Source organism: Nisaea acidiphila (assembly GCF_024662015.1).
Classification (GTDB): Bacteria; Pseudomonadota; Alphaproteobacteria; order Thalassobaculales; family Thalassobaculaceae; genus Nisaea; species Nisaea acidiphila.
Genome location: NZ_CP102480.1, coordinates 2,705,354 through 2,722,432, shown reverse-complemented (window position 1 = coordinate 2,722,432; position 17,079 = coordinate 2,705,354). Strand labels below are relative to the sequence as shown.

General features: G+C 63.7%; 17 protein-coding genes. 2 read left to right on the top strand and 15 right to left on the bottom strand.

Annotation, left to right across the window (positions count from 1 at the left end; genetic code table 11):
• Positions 1 to 6 precede the first annotated feature (6 nt).
• The 6 genes from NUH88_RS12645 to NUH88_RS12620 form a co-directional block, all read right to left on the bottom strand.
• Positions 7 to 924: a DMT family transporter gene (locus NUH88_RS12645; RefSeq protein WP_257766771.1), complete on the bottom strand. Its 918-nt coding sequence runs from the start codon at positions 922 to 924 to the stop codon at positions 7 to 9.
• Positions 925 to 1,094: 170 nt separating this feature from the next.
• Entirely contained in the window at positions 1,095 to 2,270 is a 1,176-nt protein-coding gene (locus NUH88_RS12640; RefSeq protein ID WP_257766770.1) for a YeeE/YedE family protein, read from the bottom strand.
• Between the two features lie 10 nt (positions 2,271 to 2,280).
• Complete coding sequence (locus NUH88_RS12635; RefSeq protein ID WP_257766769.1) at positions 2,281 to 2,769, bottom strand: DUF302 domain-containing protein; 489 nt, start codon at positions 2,767 to 2,769, stop codon at positions 2,281 to 2,283.
• Positions 2,770 to 2,857: 88 nt separating this feature from the next.
• Positions 2,858 to 3,274, bottom strand: a complete 417-nt coding sequence (locus NUH88_RS12630) for a nuclear transport factor 2 family protein (RefSeq protein WP_257766768.1) — start codon at positions 3,272 to 3,274, stop codon at positions 2,858 to 2,860.
• Positions 3,275 to 3,313: 39 nt separating this feature from the next.
• A complete protein-coding gene (locus tag NUH88_RS12625) occupies positions 3,314 to 4,060 on the bottom strand; it encodes an SDR family NAD(P)-dependent oxidoreductase (RefSeq protein ID WP_257766767.1) in 747 nt (248 codons plus the stop codon).
• A gap of 7 nt (positions 4,061 to 4,067) precedes the next feature.
• The gene (locus tag NUH88_RS12620) at positions 4,068 to 4,916 is read right to left on the bottom strand and encodes a fumarylacetoacetate hydrolase family protein (protein WP_257766766.1); all 849 of its coding nucleotides are present in this window, start codon (positions 4,914 to 4,916) and stop codon (positions 4,068 to 4,070) included.
• Positions 4,917 to 5,016: 100 nt separating this feature from the next.
• Between NUH88_RS12620 and NUH88_RS12615 the strand changes: the two genes are divergently transcribed.
• The gene (locus NUH88_RS12615; RefSeq protein ID WP_257766765.1) at positions 5,017 to 5,934 is read left to right on the top strand and encodes a 2-dehydro-3-deoxygalactonokinase; all 918 of its coding nucleotides are present in this window, start codon (positions 5,017 to 5,019) and stop codon (positions 5,932 to 5,934) included.
• Between the two features lie 23 nt (positions 5,935 to 5,957).
• The gene (locus NUH88_RS12610) at positions 5,958 to 6,869 is read left to right on the top strand and encodes an NAD(P)-dependent oxidoreductase (protein WP_257766764.1); all 912 of its coding nucleotides are present in this window, start codon (positions 5,958 to 5,960) and stop codon (positions 6,867 to 6,869) included.
• Between the two features lie 111 nt (positions 6,870 to 6,980).
• Here NUH88_RS12610 and NUH88_RS12605 read toward each other — a convergent pair whose 3' ends face one another.
• The 9 genes from NUH88_RS12605 to NUH88_RS12565 form a co-directional block, all read right to left on the bottom strand.
• A complete protein-coding gene (locus NUH88_RS12605; protein WP_257766763.1) occupies positions 6,981 to 8,033 on the bottom strand; it encodes an SDR family oxidoreductase in 1,053 nt (350 codons plus the stop codon).
• Positions 8,034 to 8,165: 132 nt separating this feature from the next.
• Entirely contained in the window at positions 8,166 to 9,140 is a 975-nt protein-coding gene (locus NUH88_RS12600) for a cytochrome-c peroxidase (protein WP_257772202.1), read from the bottom strand.
• A 267-nt stretch (positions 9,141 to 9,407) separates the two neighbouring features.
• The gene (ppdK, locus tag NUH88_RS12595) at positions 9,408 to 12,062 is read right to left on the bottom strand and encodes a pyruvate, phosphate dikinase (RefSeq protein WP_257766762.1); all 2,655 of its coding nucleotides are present in this window, start codon (positions 12,060 to 12,062) and stop codon (positions 9,408 to 9,410) included.
• Between the two features lie 10 nt (positions 12,063 to 12,072).
• Complete coding sequence (gene glyS, locus NUH88_RS12590; protein ID WP_257766761.1) at positions 12,073 to 14,139, bottom strand: glycine--tRNA ligase subunit beta; 2,067 nt, start codon at positions 14,137 to 14,139, stop codon at positions 12,073 to 12,075.
• A complete protein-coding gene (locus tag NUH88_RS12585; protein ID WP_257766760.1) occupies positions 14,132 to 15,055 on the bottom strand; it encodes a glycine--tRNA ligase subunit alpha in 924 nt (307 codons plus the stop codon). Before NUH88_RS12585 ends, glyS begins: the two co-directional genes overlap by 8 nt.
• A gap of 147 nt (positions 15,056 to 15,202) precedes the next feature.
• A complete protein-coding gene (locus tag NUH88_RS12580) occupies positions 15,203 to 15,634 on the bottom strand; it encodes a hypothetical protein (RefSeq protein WP_257766759.1) in 432 nt (143 codons plus the stop codon).
• A gap of 18 nt (positions 15,635 to 15,652) precedes the next feature.
• Positions 15,653 to 16,081 (bottom strand): hypothetical protein, encoded by a 429-nt coding sequence (locus NUH88_RS12575; RefSeq protein ID WP_257766758.1) that lies wholly within the window; start codon positions 16,079 to 16,081, stop codon positions 15,653 to 15,655.
• Positions 16,082 to 16,156: 75 nt separating this feature from the next.
• Positions 16,157 to 16,579 (bottom strand): ribonuclease E inhibitor RraB, encoded by a 423-nt coding sequence (locus NUH88_RS12570; protein WP_257766757.1) that lies wholly within the window; start codon positions 16,577 to 16,579, stop codon positions 16,157 to 16,159.
• A 69-nt stretch (positions 16,580 to 16,648) separates the two neighbouring features.
• Complete coding sequence (locus tag NUH88_RS12565) at positions 16,649 to 17,074, bottom strand: hypothetical protein (protein WP_257766756.1); 426 nt, start codon at positions 17,072 to 17,074, stop codon at positions 16,649 to 16,651.
• Between the last annotated feature and the right edge of the window lie 5 nt (positions 17,075 to 17,079).

The following is a 17,079-nucleotide window of genomic DNA, read 5'->3' as shown; positions in this document are numbered from 1 at the left end:
CCGGGCCTAGAGACTGGAGCGCTTGAGCCGCGGCTTCTTCAGGCCGAGCTGGGTTTCGCGATAGAGGATGAAGAGGCCGGCCGCGGCGATGATCCCGGCGCCCGCGATGACCTGGACCGACGGCACGCTGCCGAAGACCAGATAGCCGAGCGGCACCGCCCAGATCATGGCCGTATAGTCGAACGGCGCGACGACGGCCGTCGGCGCCTGCCGGAACGCTTCGGTCATGAAGATCTGGGCCACGCCGCCGATCACGCCGACACCGGCGAGAAGGGCAAGGTCGACCGGCTCCGGCGTCACCCATTCGAACGGCATCAGCACGCCGCCGGCAATAACACCGGCAAGGGTGAAATAGAATACGGTCGCGGCGCTGCGGTCGATCGTTCCGAGCTTGCGCATCACGACCATGATGCAGCCATAGGCAAAGGCGGCGGCAAGGGCCAGCAGGGCATAGAGGCTGATCCCGCTGTCGTCCGGCGCCGCGGCCAGCACCACGCCGGAGAAACCGATCAGGACGGCCGTGACGCGGCGGATACCGACCTTCTCGCCGAGGAAGGGGATCGCCAGCAGGGTGCCGAAGAGCGGCGCCGAATAACTGATGGTCACGTAGGAGGCGAAGTCCATGTTGGCGAGCGCATAGAAGCCGACGAACATCGAGACGACGCCAATGCTTGCCCGAAGAAATTGGAGATCGGGACGTTTCGTCAGAAGCGCGCGCCAGCCGCCCTGGTTCGGCAGATACAGCATCAGCGGGATCAGCGCCGGAAGGCTCCGAAAGAAGATGATCTGCGAGGTCGGGTAGGCGTCGCCGAGGCCCTTGACCAGCACACCCATGATGGAGAACAGGAAGATCGCCGTCAGCTGACAGGCGATGCCGCGTCCATAGCCGGCGGATACGGCAACTGCTGGAAGGGCGGCGGACATGTGAACCGTCCCGGATGCGGCAAAATACCTCACTACCCTACGCCCTCAACTCCCGATTGAGGCATGCGAAGAACGGGACCCTGACGCCTAAGTAATCGATAACGCCTTAATAAATAATAAAAATTTGTCGCATCCTGAATGCCACGGTCGCATTCAGGCCATTCCGGACATCATCCGAGCCGGAAGAACGGCCGCAGTCGCACTCCGATCACGTTGCCGACGATCGCGACCGCGATCCAGACCCAGCCATGCAGGCTGGTCGAGGCGATGCCGGAGAAGAAGGCGCCGATATTGCAGCCATAGGCGAGCCGTGCGCCGTAGCCGAGCATCAGCCCGCCGATCACCGCCGCCGCGAAGGGCCGCCATCCCATCCTGAGGACCGGCGCCACCTTGCCCGCGAGCGACGCGGCAATCCCGGCACCGAGGATGATGCCGATATTCATCAGCGATGTGCTTTCCTCGAGCACACCGGCATGCAGCGCGCCCTGGCGCCAGTTCACGGCCCAGAAGGCACTGCCGTTCGGGTCCCAGCCGAGCATCTCCGCCGCCTTCGCCCCCCAGAGCGTGAAGCCCCAGGTCACGCCCCAGGGGAACCCCTTGGCGAGCAGGGTGGCGTAATTCAGCACCGCCAGCGCGATGGCTCCCAGCAAGAGCGGCCACGGCCCCTGCAAGAAGGCGCGGGCGCCGAATGGCCGGGAACGATCCCAGAGCGGTTTCTTCATCCGCGCGCCCCAGAGCCAGAGCAGGCCGAGGATCGCGCAAAGCGCGCCGACCTGCATCAGGACCGCCAGCGGATACCCGAACGCGCGGCCGAGCGAGACCGCGCCGAGTGACGGCAGGCCGCGCCAGAAGGGAAGATCGAGCGAGCCCCAGAAGGAGCCGGCGCAGAAAAAGATCAGCACCACGACCATGCGCGCGTTTCCGCCGCCGGCCGTGAAGAGCGTGCCGGAGGCGCAACCTCCCGCGATCTGCATGCCGAGGCCGAAAATGAAGGCGCCCGTCACCAGTGCGACATTCAGCGGCGCCACCGCGCCGCCCGCTTTGAACCCGAAGGCCTCGCCGTCGCTCAGCACGGTCGCAAACAGAACCATCGCGACCGTCAGCATCACCGCCTGCGCGACGATTCCACTAAGATCCCGTTGCTGGATCAAATTCCGGTAAGCGGCAGTGAAACCGAACGCCGCATGATAGAGCGCCACGCCAAGGCCCCCGCCAATGGCGAAAAGGGCAAGGCGACGCAGATCCCCATCAAGAAGATGCGAGGCTGCTATGGCCGCGAAGATCGCGCCGAGGGTAAAAGCCAGCGGTTTCTGCGGCAGCGGATAGGTCGGGACGGCGATGCTCATGGCGCCCCTCTTACCCGCCGCTCCCCGACTTCGCAATCTCGAGAATGGCACGAACGTCTTCGTCGAGTTCCGCCCCCAGTTCGTCGAGCGCCGGAACCTCGTAGGCACCGAAGACGTGAGACGGAAGACGGTACGTGACTTTGGCCGTGCCGTCGCCCGCCTCCGTCACATAGATCCGGATCGGCGCCTCGATCCCCGCCGCCTCGGAAGCGGCGAGCATGCGCACGGCATAGGCCGGCTTGAAGAAGAAGAAAACCCGGTTGCCCGGCACCGTGACGCCCTGGGATTTGGCGGCGCAAGTCGCGCAGGCGATGCCGACGATGTTCATGCCGCGCTGCTTGATCGCCGCCGGCAGCGATTTCACGAAAGGACCAAAGGGCTTGCCGGTCTCGACGGTCAACGTTCCGGAATAGGGCTTCTCGACCGCTGCCCGGAGTGTCGAAGCGTCCGCCCCCGCGAGCAGCAGAAATGCGACCAGTGCGGCCAGGATGCGATTCATCGGGTCTGTCCTCCCGTGGAGATGTCAGGCTCGATTAGCCACGCCATGGCGGAAACGGGAAATAAAGAGCGCGTGACGATGCCGAGAGCTACTGCAGGAGACGCGGCGTCGGCACATCCGCATGGGCTTCCATATCACTCGCCAGCGGCCCCGCCTGATGATGCACCAGCACCCAGTCGGCGGCCTCGAGGGCGAAGATGTTGGTTGCGGCCAGGGTCTCGCCGCCAAGCAACTCGTAGCAGATCACGAGCGCCAGATCCTCGCTCAGGAAATGCACCTTCGGCTCGAGACATTGCAGCGAGCTTTTCACCGGGCCGGAGAGAAGCCGCGCCCAGCTCTCCATCACCGCGTCGCGCCCGAAAATCGGGGTCGCGCCCGGATGGATACAGCTCACATGCATCTCGCCCGCCCAGAGCGTCTCCATCGCGTCCAGGTCACGCGTCGTGAAGGCATTGTAAAACGCCTCGTTGCGGATCAGCACGTCAGACTGCCGGGCCCTGCTCATGGCCTCACATCCCGTTCCCCAAATCCGGAGCGGCGAGCCTCAGTAAGTGGCCCGGCCGCCGGAGCAATCGAATACGCCGCCGGTACTGAAGGTACAATCCTCCGATGACAGCCAGGCGACGAGATTGGCGATCTCCTCGACCAGACCGAACCGCTTCATCGGAATCTTCGAAAGCATGAAGTTGATATGCTCTTCGGTCATCTGGTCGAAGATATCGGTCTTCACCGCCGCAGGCGTCACGCAGTTGACGGTGATCCCGCTCTCCGCAAGCTCCTTGCCGAGCGATTTGGTGAGACCGATGACGCCGGCCTTCGCAGCGCTGTAGGCGGGCGCGTTGGGATTGCCCTCCTTGCCCGCGACAGAGGCGATGTTGACGATCCGGCCGTAGTCGTTGCGCAACATGTAGGGCACCGCTGCACGGCAGCAGAGAAAGGTGCCGGTCAGATCGATATCGATGACCTTGCGCCAATCGGCGACGCCGTATTGCCAGGTCGTTGTGTTCGGGCCCGTGATGCCGGCGCTGTTGACCATGATGTCCAGCCGCCCGAACTCGCGTTCGACCTCGGCGGCGGCACGATCGACCGCACTGTCGTCGGTGACATCGACCTGGGCGGTGTGGAACCCGCCGCCGAGGCCGGAAGCGGTTTCAGACAGCTTGTCGGCGTCTGCATCCCAGAGACTGACATTGGCACCAGCGGCGGCAAGCCGGGCCCCGATCGCCTTGCCGATCCCGCGCGCGCCGCCGGTCACGACGGCGGCACGCCCGGAGAAATCGTAATCGACCATGACGGCGTCAGCTGTCGGCGACGCAGGTCTGGCGCTGCGCGCCGAGACCGTCGATGCCGAGCTCCACGACGTCGCCGGCCTTCAGGTATTTCGGCTCCGGCTTGAAGCCCATGCCGACGCCCGGCGGGGTACCGGTCGGGATCACGTCGCCCGGCTCAAGCGTGAAGAACTGGCTCAGATAATGAACCAGGAAGGCCGGGCCGTAGACCATGGTGTTGGTGTTGCCGTTCTGCCGGAACTCGCCGTTCACCTTGGCCCAGATGCCGAGTTCCTGCGGGTTCGGAATCTCGTCCCGGGTCACCATCCAGGGACCGGTCGGCCCGAAGGTGTCGCAGCTCTTGCCTTTCGTCCACTGACCGGAGCGCTCCGCCTGGAACTCGCGCTCGGAAACGTCGTTCACGACGCAGTAGCCGGCGACATAGTCCAGCGCCTCCGCCTCGGAGACATATTTCGCCTTCTTGCCGATGACGATGCCGAGTTCGACCTCATAATCGAGCTTCTTCGAACCGCGCGGCACGACCGTGTCGTCGTTCGGCCCGCAGATCGCGGAGGTCGCCTTCATGAAGATGATCGGCTCCGGCGGCACTTCCATGCCGGACTCGGCCGCGTGGTCGCTGTAATTGAGGCCGACGCAGATCATCTTGCCGACCTTGCCGACGCAGGCACCGAGACGCGGGTCGCCATCCACGACCGGAAGCGAGCCGATATCGGCCGCAGCGATCTTCGCCAGCCCCTCCGGGCTCAGCGCCGCCGCATCGATATCCTCCACGATCCCCGAGAGGTCACGGATCTTTCCGTCACCGTCCAGAATTCCCGGCTTTTCGGCACCTGGCGCGCCATACCGCAACAACTTCATCGGGGCTGCTCCTTCCCATCGATTTTTATTTGGCCGCCGGGAGGGTTACAATCGGTCTCGACCAAGTCAAGCAAAGGCTTGGCAAGGGGAGGAACCGAGTATGCTGGATAAGGGGCTGATCGCCCTTGACTGGGGAACGACCTGGTTGAGGGCCTACAGAATGTCGGCGGAAGGTGAGATCCTGGCCTCCAGCCAACCGCAGGCCGGTATCGGAAATCTCGGAACGGGAGATTTCGAGAGTATCTTCGCCGCGGTTACGAAAGACTGGCTTGAGGAAGCAGGTGACGACGCGCCTGTCATCGTCCTGAGCGGCATGGTCACCAGCCGGCAGGGCTGGATCGAATCGCCTTATGCTCCGTGTCCGGCAGACCCAAGGAGTCTCGCGGCCCTCGCCATTCCCCACGAGACGAAAAACGGCCGCAAAATCTGGTTCTCGCCGGGGCTTTCGACAACGATCGACGGCAAGTACGACGTCATTCGCGGCGAGGAAATGCAGATTCTCGGCGCTGTAGACGGTCTGGGTACAGGGCGCCAGTTCGTCTGCCTTCCGGGGACGCACAGCAAATGGGCCGTCGTCGAGGACGGCGTCATCCTCGATTTCCGGACCTATATGACCGGGGAGCTTTTCGAGGCCACGCGCAGACACACCATCATCGGGCGAATGATGGAGCACGATGCCTGGTCCGATTCCGGTTTCGATCACGGCCTGGATGCGGCGGAGGCGGACCGCGGGCTTCTCGGAGAACTCTTCGCGGTTCGTTCGCGCACTCTCCTGAACGCCCTGCCGGTGGAGGAAAGCGGCGCTTTTCTGTCCGGCCTGCTCATCGGATCCGAAGTGCTCGAAGCACAGCGCCTATACGAGATCGGCGGGGAGGTTTGCATAATCGGCAACCCTGCTCTCACCGAACTCTACGTGCGAACCCTTTCCCGCCATGGTATACGCTCGCGCCAACTGGCGGAGACCATGGCCGCGCAGGGAATGTTTCGGTTCGCGCACAGCGTTCGGGAACGCGCATAGAGCAAAGCGATGAAGGGTTGGGAATGACGCCGAATGTCGCCTTCCTCGGCATCGGGCGGATGGGCCTTGGCATGGCCACCAACATCGCCCGCGCCGGCTTCCCCCTGACGGTCTGGAACCGGACCCCGGGAAAATCTGAATCACTCGTCACGCATCACGCCGTCATCGCCGAGAGCGCCGCCGAAGCGGTCGCGGAAGCGGATATCGTGTGTGCCTGCGTGACCGACGCGGCCGCGGTGCGCGAAATCCTGTTCGATCGCGGCGTTGCGGAGGCGATGAAGCCGGGCGCGATCTTCTGCGACCTGAGCTCGATCGCCCCCCAGGCGGAACAGGAGTTCGACACCGAGCTCACCAGGCTCGGCCTTCGCCATATCGATGCGCCGGTTTCGGGCGGAACCCAGGGCGCCGAACTCGGCAGCCTCGCGATCATGGTCGGTGGCGAGAAAGACACTTTTGTCGAGGCGACCCCGGTACTCGCCGCCATGGGCCGCCCGTTCCGGGTCGGACCCTGCGGCGCCGGCCAGCTCACCAAGCTCTGCAACCAGGTGATCGTCGCGATCTCCATCGCGGGCCTTTCCGAGTCCATGCTGCTGGCGGAAGCCGGCGGCGCCAATCCCGCCTCGGTGCGCGACGCGTTGCGCGGCGGCTTCGCAGAGAGCCGCGTGTTGCAGGAGCATGGCGGCCGGATCCTGGAGCGCAACTGGAGTCCCGGCGCGCCGGTTCGCAACATGCTGAAGGACCTCGATACGGTCCTGACCGCGGCGAAGGATTGCGGACTCGAACTGCCGTTTCTCTCATTGGCCCGGGACTTCTACAACCAGCTCAGTACCCGCGGCTTCGCCGAGCACGACCAGACCGCCCTACTGCTCGAACTTGAGCGCCGGAACGCACCGCACCGGGTCGGCGAGAAACCGGATAGCGGGCCGGACGCTTAAATCCACTTTCCCTTTTTCGTCATCCCGGACCCCGATCCGGGACCTCGCGCAGACGGACTCCACCGTTCGTTCGACAAGATCCCGGCTTTCGCCGGGATGACGATCGACTGATCAAGGGATCGCCTTCCGCGCCCGGAATTCCTCGAACAGTTCGAGGAACATCTCCTCCGAACGCACATAATCGTGGAACCCGGCCATGCGGATCTTCAGCGTGTCCGTCATGACGTCCCAGTCGGTGCCGAAGACGTAATCGGCGAACGGCCAGGCGGCGATATCGGCATAGGGCGTGTGCATCAGACCGTATTTCTCGACCATCCGCTCCCAGAGCGGCGCCTTGTCGGCCATGAACTCGGTCAACGGGATGGTCTGCACGTCGCCAAGTTCCATGCCGAAATAGGCGGCGAATTTCGGCCAGACATTCTTCCAGCGGAAGAAGTCGCCGTTGGTGATATTGAAAACCTCGTTCCGCGCGCTTTCCGCGGTCGCGGCAAAGACCATGGAGCGCGCCAGCAGAGCCGAATCCGTCACCTGATAGACCGCCTCGTAGGCGCCCCGCTTGCCCGGAAAGCGCAGCGGCAGGCCGAGCTCCTTCGAAATCGCCGCATAGACCGCGATGCAGGTGGAGATGTTCATCGGATTGCCGACGGCGAAGCCGCAGACCGTGTGCGGGCGGAGCGCCGACCAGCTCCAGGCCCGGCCTTTCTGTGCGTCGCGCAGCCAGCTTTCCTGCGTGTGATAGAAATTCGGCAGCATGTGCGGCGGGTCTTCCTCCCGCGCCGGGGTGCGGAACGGGCCGAGATGGCTGCCATAGATCTTGTTGCCCTCGATCAGTTGGACATGCTCCAGCCCTTTTGAGGCGGCCGCCACCGGTTCCACCGAATTGACCAGCATCGCGAGGTTCGGCGCGTCGTGCTCCGCCCAGGTCGGGCGCGCCTGGAAGGCCGTGTAGAAGATGTGCGTGATGTCGCCAAGCGCGCCGAGCTTGGCCTCGGCGTCGGCCCGGTCCAGCAGGTCGACCGAGATATGCTCCGCCTTGCTCGGATAATCCGGCACCCGCCGGCTGAGCCCGACAATGTCCCAGCCGCCAACCTCTTCCAGATGCTGCACGAGGCGCCGCCCGATCACGCCGAGCGCCCCGACGACAAGTGCCTTTTTCTTTGCCATGTCCCCTCCACTTGCTCCTGAAGCGAAGTGTGAGAGGCGGGCCGGGCTCCGTCAACGCGGCTCCCGGATCATAGAAAACGGGAGGGGCGAACCCCTCCCGCTCTCTTCGCACCGGCCGGTCCCGGTCGATGTTTATTGCGCGACCATTTCCTGCGGCAGCGGCGTTTCCGGCGTGCTGACCGGAAGGATCGGATATTCGACCCGCGGCTGCTCGCCCGTCAGCGTGTGCAGGAAGGTGGTGATCAGGTCGATTTCCTTGTCGGAGAGCTTCTCTCCGAGCTGGCTTTCGCCCATTACCGCCACCGCCTGGCGCAGCTCCCAGACCATGCCGGAATGGAAGTAAGGCGCGGTCAGCGCGATGTTCCGAAGCGGACCGGCCCGGAAGACGTAGCTGTCGTCCGCGGTCTGGGTCACCTGGAAGCGGCCCTGATCGTTCGGCGGCAGAATGTCCGCACCCGGCTTCTCCATCACGCCGAACGGGAAATAGCCCTCGCCGCCGAGATTGCGGCCGGCGTGGCACCCCGCGCAGCCCTTGTCCATGAACAGGCGGAGCCCTTCTTTCTCCTCGGCGGTGAGCACGGGGTCATTGCCCTCGAGATACTGGTCGAAGCGCGAGGCAGGCGTGATCAGCGTGGCCTCGAAGGCCTCGATCGCCTTCGCCAGATTGTCGAAGGTCACCGGCTTGTCCTCGCCCGGGAAGGCGCGCGCGAAACGCTCGCGGTACTCGGGCATGCTGTTGAGCGTCACCTCAACCGCGTGCGGCTTGTTGTTCATCTCGACACCGGCCTGGATCGGACCCTTGGCTTGGGCCTTCAGGTCCTCGGCGCGCCCGTCCCAGAACTGGGCGATGTTGAAGACGGCGTTCAGCACGGTCGGCGCATTGCGCGGGCCCTTGGCCCAGCCATGACCGATGGAGGTTTCAAGATTGTCGTCACCGCCCATTCCGAGATTGTGGCAGGTGTTGCAGCTGATCAGGTGGCTGGAGGAAAGCCGCGGCTCGAAGAACAGCATCTTGCCGAGCTCGACTTTCTCGTGCGTGACGGCATTGTCCTTGACCGCCGGTACGACGGACGGGATCGGCTCGAACATCCCCTGAGCTTCTTCCATCAGCTCGTCCGCGCGGACGGCTGCGGGATCCGAAACGAGGGCCAGGGAGAAGAGGCCTGCGACGGAGCAGGCACGGATTGCATTCCCAAACACAGTATCTGTCCTTTCAATTGTCATGCATTCACTAGGACGGCGAAAAGGCGTACACGACTGAGAAAGCTCACTTTTCTTCTTGTTATTTGAGCCAGGACAGTTTTTAGAACCATTCTAATTAAAAAGCATTGAGCTAGATCAATAGGCTTAAGTTTTTTGGGATTTTGATGTGAATCAGATCGAGGCCTGGGCGGCCGCGATGCGGGCGACGGGCAGGCGGTTCGGTGCGCAGGAGACATAGTCGAGCCCGATCGAGTGGCAGAAGCGGACGGTCTTTGCATCGCCGCCATGTTCGCCGCAGATCCCGATCAGCAGCTCCTTGTTTTCCGAGCGGCCGCGTTCGGTCGCGATCCGCACCAGTTCGCCGACGCCCTCGATATCGAGCGTGACAAAGGGATCCAGATCGACCACGGAATTGTTCATGTAAGTCGTGAGAAACGCATCCGCGTCGTCGCGGGACATACCGAAGACCGTACGCGTCAGATCGTCGGTACCGAAGCTGAAGAAATCCGCGGTTTTCGCTATCTCGCCGGCCCGGAGCGCCGCGCGCGGCAGTTCGATCAGCGTGCCGACCCGATAGGCGATCGTACAACCGGTCTCCTGCTCCACTTCGGCCGCGACCCGATCGACGATGACACGCACGAAGTCGAACTCCCGCTTGCCGACGACAAGCGGCACAGTGATCTCCAGCGTAACCGTCTCGCCGAATTCCTGCATCACCGCGCTTGCGGCCTCGAACATCGCGCGGACCTGCATCTCGGTGATCTCGGGATAGGAAATCGCGAGCCGGCAACCGCGATGGCCGAGCACAGGCACGATCTGGCGCACGGCGGCGACACGCTTTCGCACCGCCTCGACCGGCAGCCCGAGCGCTTCAGAGGTCTCCTCGTATTCCGCGTCGGTTTCCGGCAGGACCTCGTCGAGCGGCGGATCGAGCAGTCGGACCGCCACCGGGAAGCCGCGCAGCTCACGGAAGAGACGGGTGAAATCCGCGCGCTGCAAAGGCAACAGCCTGTCGAGGGACGGACGCCGTTCCCGCTCGTTGCGGGCCAGCGTCAGCTCCCGCACGGTCATGATCCGGGCCGGCGCGAAAAAGGTATGCTCTGTCGCGACCAGTCCGATTCCGTCCGCACCAAAACGTCGGGCGGCACTCGCATCGTCCATGGTCTCGACATTCGCGCGCACCGCGAGATGACGGATCTCGTCGGCCCAGCTGACCAGGGTCTTCAGATCTTCGGACAGCTCCGGCTCGACGGTCGGAACCCGGCCGAGAAAGATCCCGCCGCCGGTTCCGTCGAGGGTGATCTCGTCCCCGTCCTTCACCGTCACGTCCCCAACGGTGAAGGAATCCAGCTCAGGAGCGATGCGAACGGAGCTTGCACCGCAGATACAGGGGCGCCCCATGCCGCGCGCGACCACCGCGGCATGGCTGGTGAGCCCACCGCGCGCCGTGACAATCCCGACCGCGGCATGCATGCCGTGGATATCGTTCGGGCTGGTCTCCTTGCGGATCAGGATGACATCCTCGCCCTCCCGGGAGCGCCTGATCGCATCGTCCGGATCGAATACCGCGACGCCACTGGCCGCACCGGGCGAGGCCGGCAGGCCGCGGGCAACCGGATGTGCGTTTGCCGCCGGATCGACCGACGGATAGAGCAGGCTGTCGAGATCGTCCGGATTGACCCGCACCACCGCCTGCTCGCGGCTGATCAGCCCCTCGCGATGCATGTCGACCGCGAACTTCAGTCCGGCTTCGACGGTCCGCTTGGCCGGACGGGTCTGCAGCAGGAAGAGCCGCCCCTCCTCGACCGTGAACTCGATGTCCTGCACGTCGCCATAGTGCCGCTCAAGCCGGTCGCAGAGCCCGATCAGTTTGTCGAACACCTCGGGCGCATGAGCCTCGAGCGCCGTCGCCTCGCCGATTTCGCCATGCGCGGCGCTCTCCACGAGCGGAAGCGGCGTGTGCAGGCCGGCGACAACGTCCTCGCCCTGGGCATTCGGGAGATACTCGCCGTATGGCGCCTTCTCCCCGGTCGAGGGATTGCGGGTGAAGGCGACGCCGGTGATGCTCCCGGCACCGCGATTGCCGAACACCATGGCCTGCACGGTCACGGCGGTGCCGATATCGTCCGGGATATTGTGCAGCGAGCGGTAGATCACGGCCCGCTGGTTGTTCCAGGAGCGGATCACCCCGCCGATCGCACCCCAGAGCTGTGCCTGCGGGTCGTCCGGGAACGGCTCGCCGGTCTCGGCCTTGACGATCTCCCGGAAGCGCTTCGCCATCTCGGCGCAGGCTTCGGCGGAAAGATCCCGGTCGAAGACCGCGCCGTGATCCTCCTTGATCTCGTCGCCCGCCTCCTCGAAGAGGAAGCCGTCGATATCGAGAACCACCTCACCGTACATATGAATGAAGCGCCGGTAGCAGTCGCAGGCGAAGCGCTGGTCGCCGGTCTTCCTGGCAAGCCCCTGAACCACGTCGTCGTTCAGACCGAGATTGAGCACGGTATCCATCATGCCCGGCATCGATGCGGCACCGCCGGAGCGTACGGACACCAGCAGCGGGTTCGCGGGGTCGCCGAAACGCGCGCCCCGGTCCGCCTCCAGCTTGGCGAGCGCGGTCGCGACGGCTTCCTCCAGATCCGGCGGGAAGCTGCCGTCATGGCCGTGATAGTAGCCGCAGACGCCGGTCGCGATGGTGAAGCCGGGCGGCACCGGCAGGCCGATGGCACTCATCTCGGCGAGATTCGCGCCCTTGGTGCCGAGCAGATCCTCCATACCGGCAGAGCCTTCCGCAGCGCCCTCCCCGAATGTGTAGATCCACTTTTCCATCGCGCCGTCGCTATCCCTCGATCCGGGAGAAGTCCGCAATCCTGTTGGCCGTCGCGCCGACCCGCGCCAGCAGGGCGAGACGGTTCTTCCGGACAGACGCGTCGTCGACATTCACCGTGACCTTGTCGAAGAAGGCATCGACCGGACCGCGCAGCCCGGCGATGGCCGCCATCGCGCCCTCGAAATTCTCGTCGGCAAGCGCCTTGTCCGCGCCTTCCTCCGCAATCACGAGAGATTGAGACAGCGTCTTTTCCTCGGCCTGATCCAGCAGAGTGTCGTCGGGCGTGCCTTCGTAAGAGGTGCCGTCCTTCTTCTCCTCGGCCTTCACGATATTGCCGGCCCGGCGGACGCCCGCGAGCAGATTGGCGCCGTCGTCCGTAGAGAGCACCGCCTGCAGCGCCTCGACCCGGGCGAGCAGCCGCACCAGATCGTCCTCGCCGCCGAGCGCGAAGACGGCGGACACCAGGTCATGGCGCACGCCCGCCTCGCGCAGATGCACCTTGAGGCGATCGGCGAAGAAATCGAGGATACCGTCCGGCGCGCCTAGTCCCTCATAGAGACGGGCCGCCTGTTCGAAGACTTGCGCCAGCGGCAGGCGCAGCTTGTTCTCGACGATGAGCCGGATGACGCCGAGCGCCGCACGGCGGAGCGCGAAGGGGTCCTTCGAGCCGGTCGGCTTCTCGTCGATGGCGAAGAAGCCCGCCAGCGTGTCGATCTTGTCGGCGAGCGCCACGACAACGCTTTCCGGTGCCGTCGGGCAGCGGTCGTTCGGTCCCTGCGGCGCATAGTGATCGGCAATCGCGTCGGCGACTTCCGGCGCCTCGCCATCATGCAGCGCGTAGTAGCGGCCCATGATGCCCTGCAATTCCGGGAACTCGCCGACCATCTCGGTCACGAGATCCGCCTTGCAGAGCGCGGCGGCACGTCCGGCCTTGGCGGCGTCGGCGCCCGGAACGTGGTCCGAGAGCCAGCCGGACAGCTTCTCCATTCGCGCGACCTTGTCCGCGACGGTTCCGAGCTTCTGATAGAACAGAATGTCGGAAAGCTTCGCCCTCCGGCTTTCCAGCTTCGCCGCCCGGTCCTGATCCCAGAAGAACTTGGCGTCGGAGAGACGGGCGCGCAGCACCTTCTCGTTACCGGCCCGGATCGTCTCGTCGCGCTTTTCGTCCGCCTTCATGTTGGAGACGGTGATGAAGCGGGCAGCCAGGCTGCCGTCGGCCTTCTCGGCGGAGAAATACTTCTGGTGGCTGCGCATGGAGGTGACCAGCGCTTCCGCCGGTACGTCCATGAAAGCGTCGTCGATCCGGCCCATCACCGGCACCGGCCATTCGACGAGACCGCAAACCTCCTCGAGCAGGCCCTGATCCGGCTTGAGCGTGAGCCCTTCCGATTCAGCGAGTGCCGTCGCGCCTTCCATGATGATCGACTTGCGCTCCTCGCGATCGACGATCACGTAGGCGTCGCGCAGCTTGGCGGCGTAATCGGCGAAACCGGTGACGGCGATCGCGTCCGGTGCGAGGAAGCGATGGCCCTTCGTTTCGTTGGTGAAACTGAGTTCACCGCCGCCGAGATCGATCGCGCCCTTGAGCGTCTCGCCGCCGAAGACCGCGAGCACGCCGTGCATCGGACGCACCCAGCGGAAGGCGTGGCGCCCCCAGCGCATGCTTTTCGGCCAGGCGAGATCCTTCACAGCCTCAGCGACGATGCCCGGCAATACGGATATCGTCTCCGCGCCCTTGGTCTCGACCACGGCATAGAGGAAAGTGCCTTTCGGGGTTTCCCGCTTCTCGCACTGCTCCAGCGTCAGGCCGACGGACCCGAGGAAGCCCTCGAGGGCTTTCTCCGGTGCATCCGCCTTCGGGCCGCGGCGCTCCTCGCGCGTGTCCGGCTGCTTCTCCGGCAGACCGTCGATGACCGCCACCAGCCGGCGCGGAGTGACATATGCGGCGGAGGAGCTGCCTTCCAGCCCGGCCTTTTTCAGCTTGTCCGTCAGCAGCTGGAGCAGGTCGTCCGCCGCCTTCTTCTGCATGCGGGCCGGAATTTCCTCGCTAAAGAGTTCGACGAGAAGCTCAGACATTTGCGGCCTCCTTCTGGGCCTTGCCCGCCTCGACCCAGCGCTCGCAGCAGCTCTTCGCCAGCGCCCGCACGCGGCCGATATAGGCCTGGCGCTCGGTCACGCTGATCACGCCGCGCGCATCCAGCAGGTTGAAGACATGGCTCGCTTTCATGCACTGGTCATAGGCCGGCAGCGGCAGGGGCCGTGCATCGGCGAGGATGCGCTCACACTCGGCTTCCGCATCCTTGAAGTGCTGGAACAGGGTCTCGGTATCCGCGATCTCGAAGTTCCAGGTGGAGAATTCGCGTTCGGCCTGCTGGTAAATGTCGGCGTAGGTCTTGCCGCCCTGCTCCTTCGGCACACCGTCCCAGTCGAGGTCGTAGATCGAGTCCACGCCCTGGATATAGGTCGCAATGCGCTCCAGCCCGTAGGTCAGTTCCAGCGGAACCGGGTCGCAGTCGATACCGCCGACCTGCTGGAAGTAGGTGTATTGCGAGATCTCCATCCCGTCGCACCAGACCTCCCAGCCAAGGCCCCAGGCGCCGAGTGTCGGGCTTTCCCAATCGTCCTCGACGAAACGGATGTCGTGATCCATCGGGTCGAGGCCGATCGCTTTCAGGGAGCCGAGATAGAGTTCCTGGCTATCCGCCGGGGACGGCTTCACCAGCACCTGAAATTGATAATAGTGCTGCAAACGGTTCGGGTTCTCGCCGTAGCGGCCGTCGGTCGGACGGCGGGACGGCTGTACATAGGCCGCCTTCCAGATCTCGTCCGGACCGAGCGAGCGCAAAGTCGTCGCCGGATGGAAGGTACCGGCGCCGACTTCCATGTCATAGGGCTGCAGGATCACGCATCCCTTGCTTGCCCAGTAGCTCTGCAAGGTCAGGATGAGAGACTGAAAGTCGGTTCGCGGAACCGCTTCGCCGGGTATCGACATGAAAAATCGCTCGCATCATTGGGGTTTTGCGGTGCGGCAAAGTAATGGAAGCGCCACCGCCACGGCAAGCGGTGAGTTCAAGGCGTTCCGCTCATCCGTTTCCGGCTAGCCAGGCAGGCCTCGCCAAGGTCATCGCCGGCCCTTCGCTCAGCCTGTAACGGCTTCAATTTGCTGGTTGAGCCAGGCGGCCGCCGCATCGTAGGCATCGAACTGCCGACAAGGCAGGCCCGCATTCTCGTAGACGGCGCCCATTTGAGCACTGATCAGGAACGGCGCACTGGTTCTGCTGACGTTGAGCGCCGCGGCGCAGAGCCCCATTGCCTTGCGCTCGGCGACATTCTCTCTCAGCCGATACATGGCCTCGTCGATCAAGACCGCATCGGTCAGGAATTCCAGATATGTCGCGAACGGCTGTCCTTCCAGAGCGGATACCTGCTCGTTAATCTCGCGGGCATAAGCCTCCATCATCTCGCGATTGGCGGTTTCCGCAGCAAAGACCTTCAGGATCCTTCCGTCCCGCTCGATCCGGTAGGTGCCGTGTGGCTGAAACTCCTGCACGCTTCCTCCATGCTCGGACATCTTGCCGCCCGAATGACCTCAATCGCTCGCCTGCGCCAAAGCTTCCACTTGGCCGATACGTCCGGATAACCATGAGATGGCTTCGTCCGCGTTATCCGCAAAGGTCCAGGCGACCGGGAGCCTGTCGTATATTTCACGGACTCCGGCGATCACCGTCTCGCGGAACTCCCGCGTATGGATCACATAGCAGACCGCGCAAAGGCCTCGGGGAATCTGACCGCTGATAAACTCGACCGCGCGATCGCCCGCCTCCTGGGTCAGCATCGCCTCCTCGCCGAGTTCGATTAGTGCGCCGCAGGGCCGCCCGTTCAAATGATCCAGATAATCGTCTATTGCCGATCCGACCATTTCGATCTGCTCGATATTCGTAGAACCGGAAGCAAAGATATGTATCAACCGGTCATCGAATGTAACCGTCGCCTCTCCATGCGGTGGAAAACTGGTCATCGAGAAAACGCCGCCCGAACAATGATTGTCACGCTACTACAAATAATAGTTTCCTGATTTTCAGCAAATACAAGCTCAGCCACTGGCCCGCTGACGCGCATCGGCAATATGAGCCTCAAGCCATGACTTCGCATCTTCGTATTTTTCGAATTCCCGCCACGGGACGCCCATTTCTTCGTACAGTCCGCCGATCTGCGCAGCGACGATCAGCCGATAATCCGAGTTATTGAGATTGAGCGCTGCGGCGCACATTCCCGCCGCAACACGTTCAGCGATATTATCTCTGAGCCGGGATTCAGCTTCGTGGGTCAGGAGAACCTGGCCGTCATACCGGGAATAAATCGCGAACGGTTCCCCGCCAAATTCTTGAACGGCATCGAGAACCTCTTGCGTATAGGCTAAGATGGTTTCGTCGTTCACCTGCCCCGACGCATCGAGCTTCAGAATAAAGCCGTCGCGCTCTAGACGGTATTTGCCATGCTGCTCGAATACAGGCATTGGCCTGACCTCCGGAATCGCAAGCCCCTCGGAATTCTGCTTAACAACAAATTCAGAATAAAGAGTGAATCAGGTGCCGGTCGATTGGCCAAGTTGCTCGAGCACCCAGGCCAGGGCGGATGTTTCGTCCGCCGCTTCGAACCAGGGAACGCCGATACTGTCGAATACGCGCGTCACCTGCGCCCGAACCATTGACCTGTAATCGGCCGTATCGTCGAAATGATAGGCGACGGCCGACCAGCCACGCGCGACGCGGCTCGCCGCGCTCCGTATCCAGGCATCTTCCGCGTCCGGCGTCATGATCATGCCGCCATTGAAATCGCAGACCATACCGTAGGGCCGTCCCCTGAAACCCTCGACGATCTCGTTGGTGCGGTCGTTATGGATGCGCAGCATCTCAATATTCACCGAGCCTGATGCGGCGACCCGGATCACATGATCGTACCGCGGATCGAGAGCGATCTCGTAATTGCCGTGCGGCGCGTAATCGGGCACGTGGG